Origin of the sequence: Alistipes sp. dk3624 (genome assembly GCF_009557455.1) — a bacterium.
GTDB classification, from domain to species: Bacteria; Bacteroidota; Bacteroidia; order Bacteroidales; family Rikenellaceae; genus Alistipes_A; species Alistipes_A hominis.
The window spans coordinates 1,048,975-1,065,429 of the sequence record NZ_CP045651.1 but is presented as its reverse complement, the minus strand read 5'-3'; the positions used below and the strand labels follow the sequence as shown (position 1 = coordinate 1,065,429).

Here is a 16,455-nt window from a genome sequence, read left to right as displayed (position 1 = left end):
TCGGTTGATTACTGGATGATGAATTCTCCGCTCTCCCCGTTGAGGTAGGTGACGGTGCAGCGGATTTTGACAATACCGCTTCCGGTCAGCGTTCCGCCGAAAACGCCCTGTTCCCCGGTCAGCGGGACGGCTTCTCCTACCGGGCTGTCGTCGTTTGCGAGTCCCTGCGCCGTTAGGCTGTTCACGGCGCGGTATCCTTTTACGGTGATGCTGACCGCTCCGCCCGAAGCGTCGATGCCGTCCGAGGACAGTGTCGCGGAGATGCCTCCGACCGCCATCGAAACCATTTCGGGGAGCAGGTAGTCGCATCCGGCCATAAAGATGGCCCGTTGTCGGTTTTCCATCTGATCGGGATTGTACCACATCCGGATTTCGGTTCCCGGGAAGTCGGCCGTGTTGACCGCGATCGCCAGATTTCTACGGTCGGTGAGCAGCGCGAACGTCTGCGGCATGTCCCCGCACGTTTTCAGGTAAGGCGTTACTTGGATGTCGATTACCGGTATCCCTCGGTATGAGAGCGCTTCGCGTCCGTTTTGCTTGGCGAGATAAGCCGATTCGAGTACCACGTTATCGAGTTCTTCCTCGTATCTGGCATAGATATCCGACGTTACCAGATAAACCAGATTGCCTTGCGGTTTGAACGCTTTCAGAACTTCCGGCGCATCTTCCCACAGCTTCTTGAACACTTTTTCGGCAGCGTCGGTGTCGCTGTTGCCGGCAAAATTTTCCGGCAGGTAGAAGCAGGGTACGTCGTTTTCACCGGGCCCGCTGTCCGCGAGCAGGCGTTTGACGAATCCGTCGAAGGTTGCCAACTGCCCGTTGCGTTCGGTGTCCCCGAGCCACATCGTCGCACGGATGCTTTCCGCGACGGCTTCCCGGAACAGGGACGTTTCGGCGGCTTCCAGTTCCGTCCCGGACAGGTCGTCCAGGTTGACGTCGCTGCGTCCGGCAATCGTTTCGTAAACCATGTTGAAGTAGTCGTCGGCCGAGTATCCGACTTCCGCCTTTACTTTCGACAGTTGGATCTGCTTTTGAAATTTGGTTGCGCTTTCTCCTCCGTTCCAGCCGCTCGCCGTGTATTTTTGCAGGATGTCCCCCGCCCGTTTCCAGAATTGGAGCGTCGTCGGAACGGGGGTGTTGTACAGGATTTTGATGCCCAGGTCGACGGCGTCCGACCCGCTCAGCATCGGCCGAAAAAAGATCGTTTCGAGGTCGCGTCCGGTGTAGTTTTTAGGGTTTTCGATTTTTGCCATAATTTTTATAGTTTACAAAAATGTTTTAGTGTTCTTTTATAAAGTAAATATTACTTTACGCAGTCCGGCCTTATCGTCTGAAATTGCGTAGATCGCTGTCGTAGGCCGCCTGGTTGGCCGAACGGGGCGTTTCCGTCGGGGATGGGTCTTCGTGCGGAAGCGTTCGGGTCGCCGTTACCGTCTGTCCGGCGGCCGTCTCTTCGGCCGGCGTGTCGGCTGGTCCCGCCAACGCTTCGTTCAGCGTTTCCAGTTGTTTGTCGCTCACCCCGTTCTCCGTGTCGGGAGTGAGGCCGAGCCTGCCCAGTAGGGCGTTCCATTGTTCTCGGATCGTTGTCATGGTTGATTGTTTGGTGGTTTGTATGGTGCTGCGAAGGTACGCGGTTCGTCACGGAAATTTTTTCTACGAAAACCGACTTTTCGTTACAGGTTTACGTCGGTATAGTAGTACATGCATTTGCGCACGTATTCGTAGGTGCAGGCGAATTGTTCGGACGCCATCCACATCGCGTCGATCTTTTTCATCCCGTTCTTTTGCAGTGCGGCGACGAATTCCCGGATCGTCAGTACTTTGCACAGCGTGATGTCGATCACGCCGATTCTGGTCAGTTTCTCGACCAATTGTTGCGGAGCGAGCTCTCCGAACCGCATGCCGATCATGCGGATCAGTTCTTTTTCGTAACGTGTCATATTTTCGGATTTATGGCTTTCAGAAAGATGCTTGTTCCACGACGCTTTTAACGGCCTGCTGCGCTTCGGTAATGTCCGATTCGAGCACGTACACCCTCAATTCCGACAACCGTTCGTTTACGGTTTCGCGGATTGCGCGGCGCGACTCTTCCGACAGCCGGGAGGAACCGCGCTCATCGTCGTTCCCGCTTCGTTGCGGGTACGGTGACGTTTCGTTTTGCGATCCGTATCCCGACCCGTTTTGCCGACGGGTCGGATCGACCGGTTTCTGGATTGCCGGAAACGGTTCGGTCGCAGGTGCGTAAGCCGCCGTCGCCTGTCCGTATCCGGAATGCTTCGTTTCGGGACCTGCGGGGTTGAAAGCCGTTTCCGTTTCGGGATCGGTTTGGCGGGAAATCGCTGCCGGGAGTCGCTTTTCACCGGGAACTTCCGTTCCGGCGAACGGCTGCGGAACGCGGCTTTCCCCGTTCGGAGATTTTCTGTCCGTTATCCGCGAGATGCCGCTGTCTTTTTTTCCGGATGCCGTTTGCCGTCGGTCTTCGCCGGCCGGGTCTGCCGACGCTTCCCGCAGCCGCCGGGCGAGCCACAGCTCGTCGTCCCAGAAGATTCGATAGGGTTCTGTGTTCATGGATTATACGTTTTTTAGAAAAATGCATTTCGTAGATTGTCCTCCAGCGGGATTGTAGTCGCAGATCTCTTCGAGCCGGCATAGCAGCGTTTCCCCGGCGATCGTCAGCTGGAACAGGGCTCTGAAATCGTGACACAGCGTATTCGGAACGATCAGCGGTTCGATGTCCTCCGGCTTCAGATACAGGTATAGCGTGATTCTCCGTCCCCGGTTGTATAGCTCCACCGTTTTGTCGTAATATCGGTGCAATCCGTCCGCTCCGTCCCGGTCTTCGAAACAGAGTGTGAACGGCTGTTCCCCCTGCGGATCGTGGAACGCGATTTTGGGGTACTGGCTGTCGTACGACGGCCATCCCCACGGATGTCCGTCCAGCGCGGTCATACCGTAGTACCGGACGATTTTCGGTGGGAAATTCAGGTTTTCATTCTCTTCCGCGTTACCGCTGCGGTCGCGGTCGCCGACCTGGGCGAGCGAAGCTTCCGGCGCATCGGGATACTCGCCGGTTTTGTTCAGGGTCGGCGTGAAGATCGGGTTGCTGTAAATTTGTTCACCTTCTTTGGCGAACCGGTTCAGGATCGGCGCGCTCCAGCGTCCCAGGATCTCTTTGTGGGACTCGTCCCACCGGGCTGCGCTGCCGTCTCCTGGCTGGTAACGCAGCGTGAAGCGCTGCGCCAGGTCTGCGCCGGGTTCTTCGATCGCGACGGGCCGGCTGCGGTCGATTTTTTCGCTCCAATCCACGACGACGTCGTTCCGGTAGAATGTTTCGCGCGGTTCCACATAGAGCGTCCTGGTCAGCGTGTCGGAGTAGAAATAGAGATTGAACAACTGTTTCAATGCATTGATCAGCGCGATCTGCCGGATCTCGTGCGCCGCGACGTCGGCAAATCCGATGGTCGTCCCTTCGCACGGATGCGGCATGAAAACGGGCCTGAGCGTCGTCTCCCGGCCGAGTGTCAGCTCCATGCCTTCGTCCGCTCCGCCGAAATGGAACCGGTGGAAATAGCGGGGGGTCGACGGAGATGCCGTCGCTGCCGAACTTCTGACCGTCAGTTCGATGTCGATTTGTCCGGTTTCGGCGACATAGCCGTCGTACAGCGCCCAGTCCCCGGTGAACGGCAGGTAGGTGCCGCCCGACTGGATCCATAACCGGGGATTGGATATCGTCTGTCCGGTTTGCGGTTCGATCAGGGTGCTCCGCGACGAAAAGGTTTTCACGATGGAGGTTGTTCCGTCCGTTGCGAGTTCGTGGGTAAACCGGTATGTGTTCGCTTCGGCGTGGTCGAAGACGATCAGCCGGTAGCTCCATCCGTCGCGATACGTTTCTCGCCGGTCTTCGTTGCGGTTGGTCACCTGGTAGCGGTGTTCGATGTTGTCGTCGAGGTAGACCCGGTCGAAGCATTTCAGGGCCGTCCGGCTGGCGATCCGGTAGTCCGAACGGTAACGGAGCCGGTATTCGAATCCTACGGCTACGCTCTCCGTCGGGTAATAAGCCGCCCGCTGCCCGTCTTTCCGGAAGCAGCCGTTGCGGTTGTAGACGCCCGCCACGGAAACTCCGTCGGAGATGTCGTCCGGATCGGCCGTGTCGACGATGTTCCCGACCGACGAGATCGTGGTCAGCGGATCGGCGTAAACCCTGCCGAACCGGTCCGCTACGGCCGTTGCATCGGCGAACCGTCCGGCGAGGAATCCCATCCGTTCGGCCAGCGGTTCGACTTCTTTTTCCGGATAGCGCCCGCTGATGTACAGCGCCCGGAAAAATGCGCTGTCCATGAACGTCGACGCGACCGTATAACCTCCTGCGGCCGCGATCGCATCGACCAGCGCCCGTACGTTCAAGAACGGATGGTAGTCCGTAAAGGTCAGCATCCGAACGCCCTGCTGAACGGTGTCGGATGCTACGGCGAACCGGTCGCGCTGCACGGGGAAAAAACGCACCGGTTCGTCCCATGTCCAGCTTTGTTTGACCATGTCCGCCGTGATCGTATGTTCAAAAGCGATCCCGATTTCATTGAACATCTCCGCCGCCGCTTTTTGCACCCACTCTTTGCCGGCCCCGATGATGTTGATTCGGTACCATCCCTCTCCTGCCGGCGTACTTTCGCACCGGGTCATCATCGGGGAGCCTTCGAGTACCGTGCAGCCGTCCGCTTCGATGCGTGCCGTATGCGGCTGCTGGTTGAACTGCTCGGCCGCGTGTATCTCTTCCGGGTTGCCGAACAGCAGTCGGTTGCGTGCGGTCATCGGCACGCGGATCGTTTTCGAGTATCCCGTCCTTCCGGTTTCGATTTTGGTGATCGAGGCGATTCCGAGCGAAATCGACACGGCGGTCGTCTGGTCGGTATCGGCCTGTTTGCCGTCGATAAACAGTTTCATCATGGTTTACTGGTGTTGGTAGATTTCCCGGGCGCTTTTGCGGACGGTCAATTGCAGTTGCGAGAGCGTTTCGGACACGGTCGTTACCGTTTCGGTCAGGATGTCCAGCGGGACGAACGCATAGTTCTGCTCCATCCACACTCCGGGCGCTACGGCGATTCCGCTCAGCCATTCCATCGTTTCGCGGTTGACGAAATCGGAGGCCAGCGATAGCCTGTTTTCCCGGCTACAACCGGTCGTGCGGTAGCCGTCGGCCGTGTATACGCGCTCTTTGCGGATGTCGTATCCGTTGCTCAGGACGCACCGCATCGTATGGTAGTCGATCTGGCCGTATCCGTTCCACCAGCATATTCGGACGTTCTGTTCGCCGGTCGGCGCTACCCGGTACCGCTGGCAGGCCATCTCTTCGTCCTCGCCGTCCAGGATGCGGACCGTTACGATTTCTCCTTCGGTCGGTTCTCTCAGTCCGGCAGCCCTGAGTTTCGCCCGCATGTCCGCCATTTTCAACCCGAATACGTGCAACCCGTCGGCATCGTTTTTCGTAGCCAGCGTGACCGGCGTCGCCGGAGTGCCCGCAACGACCGCGACCGCTTTCAGCGTTCCGCCTTCCGCGATGACGGCGATTTCGTCGCTCTCTTCCGGCCCGATCGTCCGGGTTTCCGGCGACGCCGATAGTTTTTCGTAGGAATAGATCGTTCGTATCCCCGCGTTCAGCCGGGTCGTGCTGCGCGTGCTGCCCGATCCGACCGTCAGGTTCACGATCCGTTTCGGCGGGGCGACGAACGTGCATTGCACGGTTCGCAGCGGGGCCACTTCGAACTGCCCCTGTGCGTAGCCGGCTACGTTCACGTCGTATACGGTCGACCCGTAAAGCCTTTTTCTGCCGATGATTCCGGTACCTGCGTGGTCGAAAATGTCGAGCTCCACGATTTCGTCGGCCGTTGCCGAAATCCGGAACAGCGCGTCCCGGTAAGCCGGGGAGTACGGCGCGGGGATTTTGGTGATTTTCATAGGGATTCGTCGGTTGAGGTTTGACAATCGTCCGTGCGGACATCGAATTCCACCCGCAGCGATAGTTCTCCCTGTCGGGTCAGCGTGAATTCGGCCGGAGCCATCGAGATGTTTTCCGTGCAAAAGACGTTTTGCTGCGGGGTCAGCCGGTCGGTGAGCCGTAGGGCGTCCCGTTCCAGCCCGTCCCATACCCTATTTTTTGCGGATTCGTCGAATTTGCGGTTGCACTGCATCAGCTGCAGTACGACGCGGTAGGTAATCTTCCGTTCCCGCCTTCCTTCGACACGGCTCGTTTTCGGCGGCGACAGCCATACGGCCGGAAATTTCAGCGCGCATTCGTTCATGCGGTACTCGAAGCCTTCGTAAAAGTGATAGCCGAGTTTCTCGGCGGTTTTTCGGATCAGGGCCGAAAGTTGATTTCTGGGCATTTTGAGTTTGTTTTACAGGATGTTTTTTCATCGAAATCGTCCGGAAAAGAGCCGTTTATCCGTTCATTTTAATGCGGCTCTGCACGAGATCCATAAAATCGTGGCAATTCATTCGGCGTACCGGCTCGATCTCGTCGATCCGGAAATGTCCCGCCCACAGCAGCAGCTCGTTCCAGGTCGGTCCTTCGCGTCCGGTCTTTTCCCCGTTCGTCCGGGGAGTTTCGTAGCAGAGCGGGTAATTGCGTTTCAGGTAGCGGTGTGCTTGCCGGAGCATGTCGTAAAGGCGCAGAACGATGTCCATCGGCAGTTTTTTCATGCTCCAGGCCCGATGCCGGCATGTCTGTTCCCGGTAGGGTTCACCTTCGGGACGGCAGAGTATCGCGACGACGAGCGGGGCGTACCGCCATTTGTCGCACAGGTACAGGTCGGTCGCTTCGCACAGTTCGACGGCCGTCGTATGCGCCAGCGGTACGACGCTGCCGTCGGGATCGACTGCCGGAGCGGGAAACAGCATCCGTATTCCGTTCCAATCGAAACCGTCCGTACTGCCGTTTCCATCCGGATTTTCCGGAAATGGCGGCGGAAACCCGAAAAAACGTTCGCCCAGGCAGTCGGCGAACTGTTTTCGCTGCCGGCCGTCGATCTTCCGAACGGTTCCCGGATCCACTCCGCAAATGCGCTCCAGTACCCGCTCCGCTTTCCGTTCCGTTGCAGAAGTGCCGACCGTCTGCCCGGCATATTCCGCCAGCGTAAAAAACTGTTCCCAGCCGATTTCGTTCCATGCGGAAGGGCACGGATAGCTCCGATTGTCGATCGTTACGGTGGTCATGTGTCGATAACTCCGTTTTTAGTGTGTATAATCTGTTAATAGACGGTTAGCTGATATACAACGACAGCACTTTTTCCAGCTCTTTCAACTCCCGGACAACGCTTTTTGCACGGTTGTTCGACATTTTCTGTTGCAGCCGGAAACGGGCCAGCCGTTCGACGGCTTCTTCCGCCTGCCGGATAGAGTCGATTGCTTCGGTCATCAGTCGATATGAATCTGTATCGGTTTTGTTTTTAATAGGTTGCGATTCGATCGGTTGGCTGATTCCGGCTTCCGATCCGGTTGTTCGGACTGCTTGCGACATGGGTTTCTGATGGTTTTGATTCGGGTTATCGACAGACTGTGCGGGACAGAACCGGTGAAGAGTGTTCATAACCTGAAACGAAATGTCCCGAATTGCAATCGATAACTCCCCGAAATGTTAATAAATAATTCGATAGAATATGGAATAAGCGAGCGGCGTTTCGTTCTCCGTTCCTCCGACCGGCGCGTTTGCCGTTTCCGTTCGGAAAAGTGCCCGGTCCGGGCCGTCGCTGTACAAATATAGAACGCCGCCTCCCCCTTTGTCAAGAGAGAGACGGCGTTTTTTTCAAAAAAACAGGAATTTTAGAGAGGCTCCGGTTTTTTATTTGATATGTAAGATGCGTTTAACCAGTTGCTTTTATTCTGTGTGAAGAAATTAATTATTGAAATAAAAAAATCGGCAAAAAGATCAATTTTTGAATCTTTCGATAGTCGTTTCACATTTTATCGTTGTTCATTTTTGGTTTTCGGCCGGTCGCTCGAACAGTCGCAACTGTTCGAATTCGTGGTTGAACGACATGCGGTGGTATGGCGACAGACCGTATCGCATGACCGCTTCCCTGTGTTCCCGGGTCGGATATCCTTTGTTTTTCTGCCAGTTGTATACCGGATATTCCTCGGCGATCCGCATCATGTAGTCGTCGCGGTAGGTTTTGGCCAGCACCGAGGCCGCAGCGATGGACGCATACGTCGCGTCGCCTTTGACGATGCAGCGGTACGGAATATCCAGCGTTGTCCGGAACCGGTTTCCGTCGATCAGCAGCAACTGTGGTTTCACCGATAGTCGTTCGACGGCGCGGGACATCGCCGCGAACGAAGCGTTCAGGATGTTGATCCGGTCGATTTCTTCCGGAAAAACCATCTCTACGGCCCAGGCTACGGCTTCCCGTTCGATAACGTCCCGTAACAAGTAGCGGTTTTTCTCGCTCATCTGTTTCGAGTCGTTCAGCAGCGGATGGTTCCATTCCGGCGGCAGGATAACCGCGGCGGCGGCCACCGGTCCTGCCAGCGGCCCCCGCCCGGCTTCGTCGCAACCGGCCTCGACCAGTTCGTGCTGTGAGCAGGTTTTCAGCATCTCCCTCGGCGGTCGGTAGGTTTATTGGAGTAGCGTCCCGTTGTCCGTGTCGATGGGCGTAACGGTTGGCGTTTCCTGCTTTTTATCTTCCACGATTCCTTTGTCGATGAGGTACTGTTCGATCTGCCGGGCTTGCCCGGTCTGTCCGAACATGCCCGCGATCTGATAAAGGTCGTAGAGGTATTCTGCGTTTTCCTTCACGTCCCGTAGAGTCAGGTCTTTGTATTTCCCTGTAAAGCGCAGGTAATAGGTAATGTTTTCCTCCAGGTTTTTCGCATATTCTTCCAGCACCTCGTTTCCCTTGTCGAAAGCTCCGGCCATATAATAGGCCTCGATGATCGGAACGGTCGACATGTAGTTGTGCCGGATCTGGCTGAACGGGATCTTCCGGATGCCGGTATCCAGCACTTCGATCGCCCGCGTCGTGTCGCCCTTTTCCAGCAGGGCCTTCGCCAGCCGGGCGTACAGCGTCCGCGCCTGCGTCGAGTAGAAATTGTTATGTACCGTATAATCGGCATAGACCTTCGGATCGTCGATGTTTCCGTAGGAGAATTCGTTCATCAGCTTGTCGTACAAGTAATCCGCATCGACCCGTCCGATGTTGAGATAGTCCCCTTTGGTTGCGATCGGCACCAGCCGGTACACGAATCCGTCGACCTGCAGGTAATCTCTCAGTCCGAGTTCTCCGGGCGAAATGGCTTGCGTGAAATAGATCGGCCGTTTCCAGTCGAAGTGCGCCAGCAGATCGATCAGCATCAGCTGGTCGCGCGTGACGATGCTGCCTTTCAGGGTCAGGTAGATCGTGTCGACCATCAGGTGCGCGTCTTCCGGTTTAACGATGCCGCTGGCGATCGCGTTCTCCTTATTGACCGGGATCGCGATTTTCCGCGTCGGAATGTAGTCCCCTTCCGTTCCGAACGGCGTGGTCACTTTGGTGACCGGATCGTCGAGCCTGATCCATTCGTCGATCACCTGTTTCGCGGTGGCCGATTTGAATCGTTCTTTGATCGGCAGGTAATCGTTCCGGTAGGTGTATTTGTCGCGCGGCAGGGTGAACGGCACGGGATCGGAGTCGTTGCTCTTCAATTTCATCTGGTCTATGTACCAGTCGGCGCCCAGGTAGCTCATGTTCATCACGCGGACGTCGGTGCGCACCCCTTCGACTTCCTGTGCGTACCACAGCGGGAAGGTGTCGTTGTCTCCGTAGTTCATGATGATCGCGTTGGGCAGGGCCGATTTCAGGTAATTCATCCCGAAGTCGCGGGCTACGAAACGCCCGGCGCGGTCGTGGTCGTCCCAGTTTTTAGCGCCCAGCAGGGCCGGTACGATCGCGCCGATCAGCGTTGCCGCTACGGCCGTGTAGACGTGATCTCTCTTGAACCAGCGTTTGAACGCTTCGTACAGGGCCGGTACGCCGAATCCGATCCACATGCAGAACGCGTAGAACGATCCCGCGAAAACGTAGTCCCGTTCCCTCGGCTCGGCCGGCGGCGAATTCAGGTAGACGGCGATCGCCACGCCCGTCATGATGAAGAAGGCCATGACGACCGTAAAGTTTCTGCCGTCTCGGTTCAATTGGTAGATCAGCCCGATGATACCGAGGATGAACGGTAGAAAATAGTAGGTATTTCGTCCTTTGTTTGCCGCTTTCTCGCTCGGCAGGTGGTCCTGCGGGCCGAGGAACAGTTCGTCGACGGCGTTGATCCCGGAGAGCCAGTTGCCGTCCGTAATTTCGCCGGTCGACTGGATGTCGCTCTGGCGTCCTACGAAATTCCACAGGAAGTACCGCCAGTACATGAAGTTCATCTGATAGGCGAAAAAGAATTTCAGGTTCTCTGCGAACGTAGGCACGGTAATCGTTTCATCGCCGAACGGGATTTGACGTCCTTTGATCTGCACCCAGTTCTGGTAAGCCTTGATGTCGGACGGTTTTTCCGAGTACATGCGCGGAAAGAAGAATTCGAACTGCGGATCGTATTCGTATCCGCCCAACGTCTGCGCCGATTCGTATTTCCCGCTGTCTCCCTTGTAATAGGCCGTTTTTTCTTTGTAAGCTATCGGAGGCGACGAATAGTAGGGACCTTTGACCAGCGGTCTTGCGCCGTACTGGTCGCGGTTCAACAGCGACAGCAGCCCGTAGGGGTTGTTCGGCGCGTTGCTGTTCATCGGCGGGTTCGCCGCCGACCGGATCACGACCGAAGCGTACGAACTGTATCCGAGGATCACTACGGTCACGCACAACAGAATCGTGTTGGCCAGCACCTTTCCTTTTTTATGCGTAAGATAAACGCCCCATGCCAGCGCGGCGAACAGCGCGAAAGCGTAGACCGTGATTCCGCTGTTGAACGGCAGACCGAACGTGTTGACGAACAGCCTGTCGAACAGTGCGCCCAGTTGGATCGTTCCGGGAATGATGATGAACATGGCCGCCACGAGGATCGCGGCGGAAACCAGCAGCGCCTTGACGACTCCCCATTTGGTCACGCTGTATTTGCGGAAATAGTAGATCAGTACGATCGGCGGAATGATCAGTAGGTTCAGCAGGTGTACGCCGATAGCCAGCCCGGTAAGGTAGGCGATCAGGATCAGCCAGCGGTTCGCATGCGGTTCGTCGGCGACGTTTTCCCATTTCAGGATCGCCCAGAATACGATCGCCGTAAAGAACGACGACAGCGCGTACACTTCGCCCTCGACGGCCGAAAACCAGAACGTGTCGGTGAACGTATAGGCAATGCTGCCGACCAGTCCGGCGCCGATCACGGCGATCGTCTGCGGCATCGACAGTTCGTTTTCTCTTTTACGCATCGCCCGGCGGGCCAGGTGCGTGATGCTCCAGAAAAGGAACATGATCGTGGCTCCGCTGGCCAGCGCCGACATCGCATTAACCATCAGGGCTGCATGCTGCGGCCCGGCGAACATCGTGAAGAAGCGCGATATCATCATGAACAGCGGCGCTCCGGGAGGGTGTCCCACTTCGAGTTTGTACGAGGTTGCGATGAATTCGCTGCAATCCCAGAAACTGGCCGTCGGCTCCATGGTCAGCAGGTAGACCATCGACGCGAAGACGAAGCAGAACCAGCCTCCGATCACATTGATTTTTTTAAAGGAATTGTTCATCAGATTTCTGTCGGTTATTTTTTCAATGCCGTTTTTCGGGAAAACGTATAATCCCTGCAAAATTAGAAAAATAACGGAAGAAACCGCAATTTAGTCTGAACTATCGGAGAAAGTTTTTAATTTTGCGTTGTTAAAAAACGCAGCCATGAAATCGAATTTGTCTATCCATAATACTCTGACACGCAAAAAAGAGGCCTTCGTGCCGCTGAAAGCTCCGTTCGTGGGACTTTATGTCTGCGGCCCGACCGTCTACGGCGATCCGCATCTGGGGCACGCCCGTCCGGCCATTACGTTCGACCTGTTGTTCCGCTACTTGCGGGCGACCGGTTACAAGGTGCGTTACGTGCGCAATGTCACCGACGTGGGACATCTTGAGAACGACGCCGACGAAGGCGAGGACAAGATCAGCAAGAAAGCCCGGCTCGAACAGCTCGAACCGATGGAGGTGGCTCAGTACTATACCGACCGTTATCACGATGCGATGCGTCAGTTGAACGTCCTGCCGCCGAGCATCGAACCGCGCGCTTCGGGCCATATCATCGAGCAGATCGCGATGGTGCGGACGATTCTGGATCGCGGTTACGCCTATGTCAGCAACGGCTCCGTTTATTTCGACGTCGAAGCTTATAACAGGAAGTTCCGTTACGGGAAGCTCTCCGGCCGCGTACTGGAAGACATGATGGCCAATACGCGCGACCTGGACGGGCAGGGCGATAAGCGCAATCCGTTCGATTTCGCGCTGTGGAAAAAGGCGGCTCCGGAACACATCATGCGCTGGCCTTCGCCGTGGAGCGACGGTTTTCCCGGCTGGCACATGGAGTGTTCGGCGATGAGCACCCGCTACCTGGGCGAACAGTTCGATATCCATGGCGGCGGTATGGATCTGATGTTTCCGCATCACGAATGCGAGATCGCGCAGAGCACGGCCGCCTGCGGTCACGATTCGGCCCGTTACTGGATGCACAATAACATGATTACGATCAACGGACAGAAGATGGGCAAGTCGCTCGGCAACTTCATCACGCTTGAGCAGTTGACTACGGGCGCCCATCCGCTGCTCGAACAGGCTTACTCCCCGATGACGATCCGTTTCTTTATCCTGCAGGCGCAATACCGCAGCACGCTGGATTTTTCGAACGAGGCGTTGCAAGCAGCCGAAAAGGGATATGAACGCCTGATGAAAGCCGTCTCGACTTTGAAAAAGATCAAGCCGTCGGAAGCGTCTTCCGTCGATATTTCGGACGTTGAAGCCCGTTGTACGGCGGCGATGGACGACGACCTGAATTCGCCGATGGTGATTTCCGAACTGTTCGACTGCGTTCGGACGATCAATCAGATTTACGACGGCAAGCAGACGATTTCCGCCGCCGATCTGGCCGAACTGCGACGGGTCGTTGATTTGTTCGTGTTCGATATCCTGGGGTTGCGCGACGATCTGGCCGGCGATAATTCGCAGATGCTCTCTTCGGTGGTCGACATGATCCTGAATATCCGGATGGAGGCCAAGAACGCCAAAGACTGGGCCACGTCGGATAAGATCCGCGACGGCCTGGCCGCGATCGGCATCAAGGTCAAAGACCGCAAAGACGGTTTCGATTGGGAGGCGGAGTAGGGGCGAAGAGAGACGCTTCCGGTATAGTCGTTCCCGCCGAAAACGCCTGCGCCGCCCGGATTATCCGGACGGCGCAGGCGTTTTATATGGATTTACGCCGGCCGCGTGTTTGACCGTCCCGTCTTCTGCGTATTTTTCAACGACCCGCGCGCTTTCCTTGTTCGCTAAAGGCGTTCGGCCACGCTTTCCAGCTTCATCGTGCGCGATCCTTTTACGAGGATCAGGCGGCCGTGTATCGGATGTTCCTGCAGGTATTCGTTCAGCGCCGCCGCATCCGCGAAAGCCGGGTATATTCCGCGTCCCGCTTCCGAAAAGAGCTTTCCCACGAGGTAGACTTCGCCGATGCCGAGTTGCTGCAACAGTTCCACGATCCCGGCGTGTTCGGCTTCCGCGTATTTTCCCAGCTCGCCCATGTCTCCGAGCACGACCGCTTTGGGTTGTTCCGAGGGTTCTTTCGCAAAATTGGCGAGCGCCGCCCGCATACTCGACGGATTGGCGTTGTAAGCGTCCATAATCAGCGTGTTGCGCGCTCCCGCTTTCCGTTGCGACCGGTTGTTGTCCGGTTCGTAGCTTTCGATAGCCGCTACGATCTGCTGTTCCGGGACTCCGAAATGGCCGCCCACCGCGATGGCCGCCGCCACGTTGCCGATGTTGTAATCCCCGACCAGATGCGTCCGGATTTCCGTCGCGCCTTTCCGTACCGTCAGGTAGTTTCCCTTTTCGACTACCGTCATCCCCGCCGTAGAGTAGGGAACCGCCTGCAATCCTTTTCGTTCCCCGATCATCTGCGCGAGGCATTCGCTTTCGCTGGAATAGAACGCCGTTCCTCCGTGCGTCTGTAGGTAGTCGAGCAGTTCCCCTTTGCCGCGCATAACCCCTTCGATGCCGCCGAAACCTTCCAGGTGCGCTTTGCCGATGTTGGTGATCAGTCCGAAATCGGGTTGTGCGATCGAGCACAGCAGCGCGATCTCTCCGCAATGACTCGCACCCATCTCCACGACGCCGAATTCCGCCGAACGGTCCATCGCCAGCAGCGTCAGCGGCACTCCGATGTGGTTGTTGAAATTTCCCTGCGTGACCGCTACGCGGTATTTCCGTTTCAGCGTCCGGCTGATCAGTTCTTTGGTCGTCGTTTTTCCGTTGCTGCCCGTAATCGCGAGGATCGGAATCCCCAGTTGCCGGCGGTGGCGTGCGGCCAGTTCCTGCAATGCTTTCAGCGTATCGGGTACGACGAAATAGTTCGCCTTTTCCGCCGCGGACATTCCGTCCGTTACCGCCGGGTCGTCTATGACCGCCGCCGCCGCTCCCGCTCCGACCGCCGCCGCCGCATAGCGGTTGCCGTCGAACGTTTCCCCGTGCAGCGCAAAGAAAATTCCTCCCGCGACGACCTGCCTGCTATCGGTCGAGATGCGCGGGAATTTGCAATATAAGTCGTAAAGTTCCATGAAGTCGTTTCCGGTTGAGATTCGGCGTTTTCCGGCCGCCGTTCCGTAAAAGACCGGCCGGTTTCGGTCGTTTTTAAATGAATTCGTCCCCGATCTTGAATTTCGTGTCGTCGATGAATTTTTTGATGTTCTGTTCGTTCGCTTTGGGACAGATCATCAGGACGTCCTTGTGGTCGACCACGATGTAATCCTTCAGCCCTTCGATGACGGTCAACTTATCCGTGTCCGTTTTGACGATGCATCCTTCCGTGTCGTACAGCATACAGAAGCGGCTTTCCACGTTCCCTTTCTCGTCTTTGGGCGAATGCTGGTACAGCGATCCCCACGTTCCGATGTCCGACCATCCGAAGTCGCTGCAGCGGACGTAAACGTCGTGCGCCTTTTCCATCACGCCGAAGTCGATCGAAACGTTGCGGCATTCGGGGTAGATGCGTTCGATGTGCTGCTGTTCCTGCGGGGTATTGTAGTAGGCCCCGATTGACCCGAACGTCTGTTGCAGGTCGGGCAGAAAGGCGCTGAAATTTTCGAGGATCGTTTCGGTCTTCCAGATGAAAATGCCCGAATTCCAGAAAAATTCGCCGCTTTCGACGAATGTTCTCGCCAGTTCGAGGTTCGGCTTTTCGGTAAACGTTTTGACTTTGAAGATCGGCGAGCCGTCCGTTTCGGAGCGGTTGTCGACCTGGATGTAACCGTATCCGGTGTCCGGGCGGTTCGGCCGGATGCCGATGGTCATCATTGCCCGCCTGTTCTCGGCGAATTCGGCCGCTTCGACGATCGCCCGGCGGAATTCGTCCTCGTTGAGGATCAGGTGGTCTGCCGGCGTCACGATCATCGTCGCATCCGGATTGACCGTTTTCAGCCTCCAGGCGGCATAGGCGATGCACGGGGCCGTGTTGCGTCCCACCGGTTCGCCGAGCACCTGGCGCTCTCCGATTTCCGGAATGTGCCGCAATACCTGCTCTTTATAACTGTTGTTGGTCACGACCAGGAAATTTTCCGGCGGAATGATTCGGGCGAACCGTTCGTAGGTGTGCCGGATGAAGCTTTTTCCGGTTCCGAGGATGTCGAGGAATTGTTTCGGTGTCGAACGGCGGCTGATCGGCCAGAAACGGCTGCCGACGCCTCCGGCCATGATGATGCAGTATCGGTTGTTGTTCATATGCTTTTTGCAGTTTTATCATACAATATTACGGCATTTTATCGGGATAACCAAACCGGGTCTCCTTAAAAAACAGGGTGAGTATGAAATAGTGTAAACAACACTATTACTGCTGTTTAACGATATTTAACAAAAAATAGTCAAGCGTTAAAACCGCGTGAAAAGACAAAATTCGGAAGGAGTTGCGTTGCCAAATCGTTACCGCAATCTCTTTCCGGACCTTGTTTTTAATGTATTGGGTTTCCGTTTCTTGCATCGTTTTTCATAACCTCGAATAACTCTAAGTCATGTATCATTGCAAAAAGTCTTTAGAGTTATGGCAAGAAGCACTTTCAAAGTCCTGTTCTATTTGAAAAACGTACTAAAACAAATTAGCCATTGATAGATAGTGATTTACAGTGAAAATCTCTATTATTGGGTTACGATTTACCAACTTGCAGACTTCATCGGGTTTCTCAATATTGCTTTTTTCAAATAACGCTTCCATGTCTGTAATAGTAACAATAAAAATCCGAAAAACGGAATGTTGACGTTT

At 55.9% G+C, this 16,455-nt stretch carries 14 protein-coding genes; 1 reads left to right on the top strand and 13 read right to left on the bottom strand.

Annotated features, from left to right (window positions below):
* Positions 1-8 precede the first annotated feature (8 nt).
* The 11 genes from GFH31_RS04480 to GFH31_RS04430 all read right to left on the bottom strand — a co-directional run bounded on the left by GFH31_RS04480 (position 9) and on the right by GFH31_RS04430 (position 11,704).
* A complete protein-coding gene (locus GFH31_RS04480; protein WP_101573877.1) occupies positions 9-1,253 on the bottom strand; it encodes a hypothetical protein in 1,245 nt (414 codons plus the stop codon).
* Positions 1,254-1,323: 70 nt separating this feature from the next.
* On the bottom strand, positions 1,324-1,590 hold the full coding sequence (locus tag GFH31_RS04475) for a hypothetical protein (RefSeq protein WP_153498136.1): 267 nt from the start codon (positions 1,588-1,590) through the stop codon (positions 1,324-1,326).
* 83 nt (positions 1,591-1,673) lie between these two features.
* Entirely contained in the window at positions 1,674-1,940 is a 267-nt protein-coding gene (locus GFH31_RS04470; protein WP_118655771.1) for a hypothetical protein, read from the bottom strand.
* Between the two features lie 19 nt (positions 1,941-1,959).
* Entirely contained in the window at positions 1,960-2,568 is a 609-nt protein-coding gene (locus GFH31_RS04465) for a hypothetical protein (RefSeq protein WP_153498137.1), read from the bottom strand.
* A 3-nt stretch (positions 2,569-2,571) separates the two neighbouring features.
* On the bottom strand, positions 2,572-4,944 hold the full coding sequence (locus tag GFH31_RS04460; RefSeq protein ID WP_153498138.1) for a hypothetical protein: 2,373 nt from the start codon (positions 4,942-4,944) through the stop codon (positions 2,572-2,574).
* Between the two features lie 3 nt (positions 4,945-4,947).
* Positions 4,948-5,952 carry a hypothetical protein gene (locus GFH31_RS04455; protein ID WP_153498139.1) on the bottom strand — a complete coding sequence of 335 codons (1,005 nt, stop codon included), beginning with the start codon at positions 5,950-5,952 and terminating at the stop codon, positions 4,948-4,950.
* Positions 5,949-6,380: a hypothetical protein gene (locus GFH31_RS04450; protein ID WP_055205245.1), complete on the bottom strand. Its 432-nt coding sequence runs from the start codon at positions 6,378-6,380 to the stop codon at positions 5,949-5,951. The genes GFH31_RS04455 and GFH31_RS04450 overlap by 4 nt, the downstream gene beginning before the upstream one ends.
* 55 nt (positions 6,381-6,435) lie before the next feature.
* A complete protein-coding gene (locus GFH31_RS04445; protein WP_153498140.1) occupies positions 6,436-7,209 on the bottom strand; it encodes a hypothetical protein in 774 nt (257 codons plus the stop codon).
* A gap of 46 nt (positions 7,210-7,255) precedes the next feature.
* On the bottom strand, positions 7,256-7,411 hold the full coding sequence (locus GFH31_RS04440; RefSeq protein ID WP_153498141.1) for a hypothetical protein: 156 nt from the start codon (positions 7,409-7,411) through the stop codon (positions 7,256-7,258).
* A 555-nt stretch (positions 7,412-7,966) separates the two neighbouring features.
* Positions 7,967-8,587, bottom strand: a complete 621-nt coding sequence (locus GFH31_RS04435) for a ribonuclease HII (protein ID WP_118458728.1) — start codon at positions 8,585-8,587, stop codon at positions 7,967-7,969.
* A gap of 21 nt (positions 8,588-8,608) precedes the next feature.
* Positions 8,609-11,704 carry a DUF2723 domain-containing protein gene (locus GFH31_RS04430; protein ID WP_101573892.1) on the bottom strand — a complete coding sequence of 1,032 codons (3,096 nt, stop codon included), beginning with the start codon at positions 11,702-11,704 and terminating at the stop codon, positions 8,609-8,611.
* 145 nt (positions 11,705-11,849) lie between these two features.
* Between GFH31_RS04430 and cysS the strand changes: the two genes are divergently transcribed.
* Positions 11,850-13,316 (top strand): cysteine--tRNA ligase, encoded by a 1,467-nt coding sequence (gene cysS / locus GFH31_RS04425; protein WP_101573894.1) that lies wholly within the window; start codon positions 11,850-11,852, stop codon positions 13,314-13,316.
* Positions 13,317-13,480: 164 nt separating this feature from the next.
* Here the strand turns inward: cysS and GFH31_RS04420 are convergent, their stop codons facing one another.
* Positions 13,481-14,761, bottom strand: coding sequence for a UDP-N-acetylmuramoyl-tripeptide--D-alanyl-D-alanine ligase (locus GFH31_RS04420; protein ID WP_153498142.1), 1,281 nt, complete (start codon positions 14,759-14,761; stop codon positions 13,481-13,483).
* Between the two features lie 73 nt (positions 14,762-14,834).
* The gene (locus GFH31_RS04415; RefSeq protein ID WP_172970778.1) at positions 14,835-15,920 is read right to left on the bottom strand and encodes a mannose-1-phosphate guanylyltransferase; all 1,086 of its coding nucleotides are present in this window, start codon (positions 15,918-15,920) and stop codon (positions 14,835-14,837) included.
* Positions 15,921-16,455: the final 535 nt, after the last annotated feature.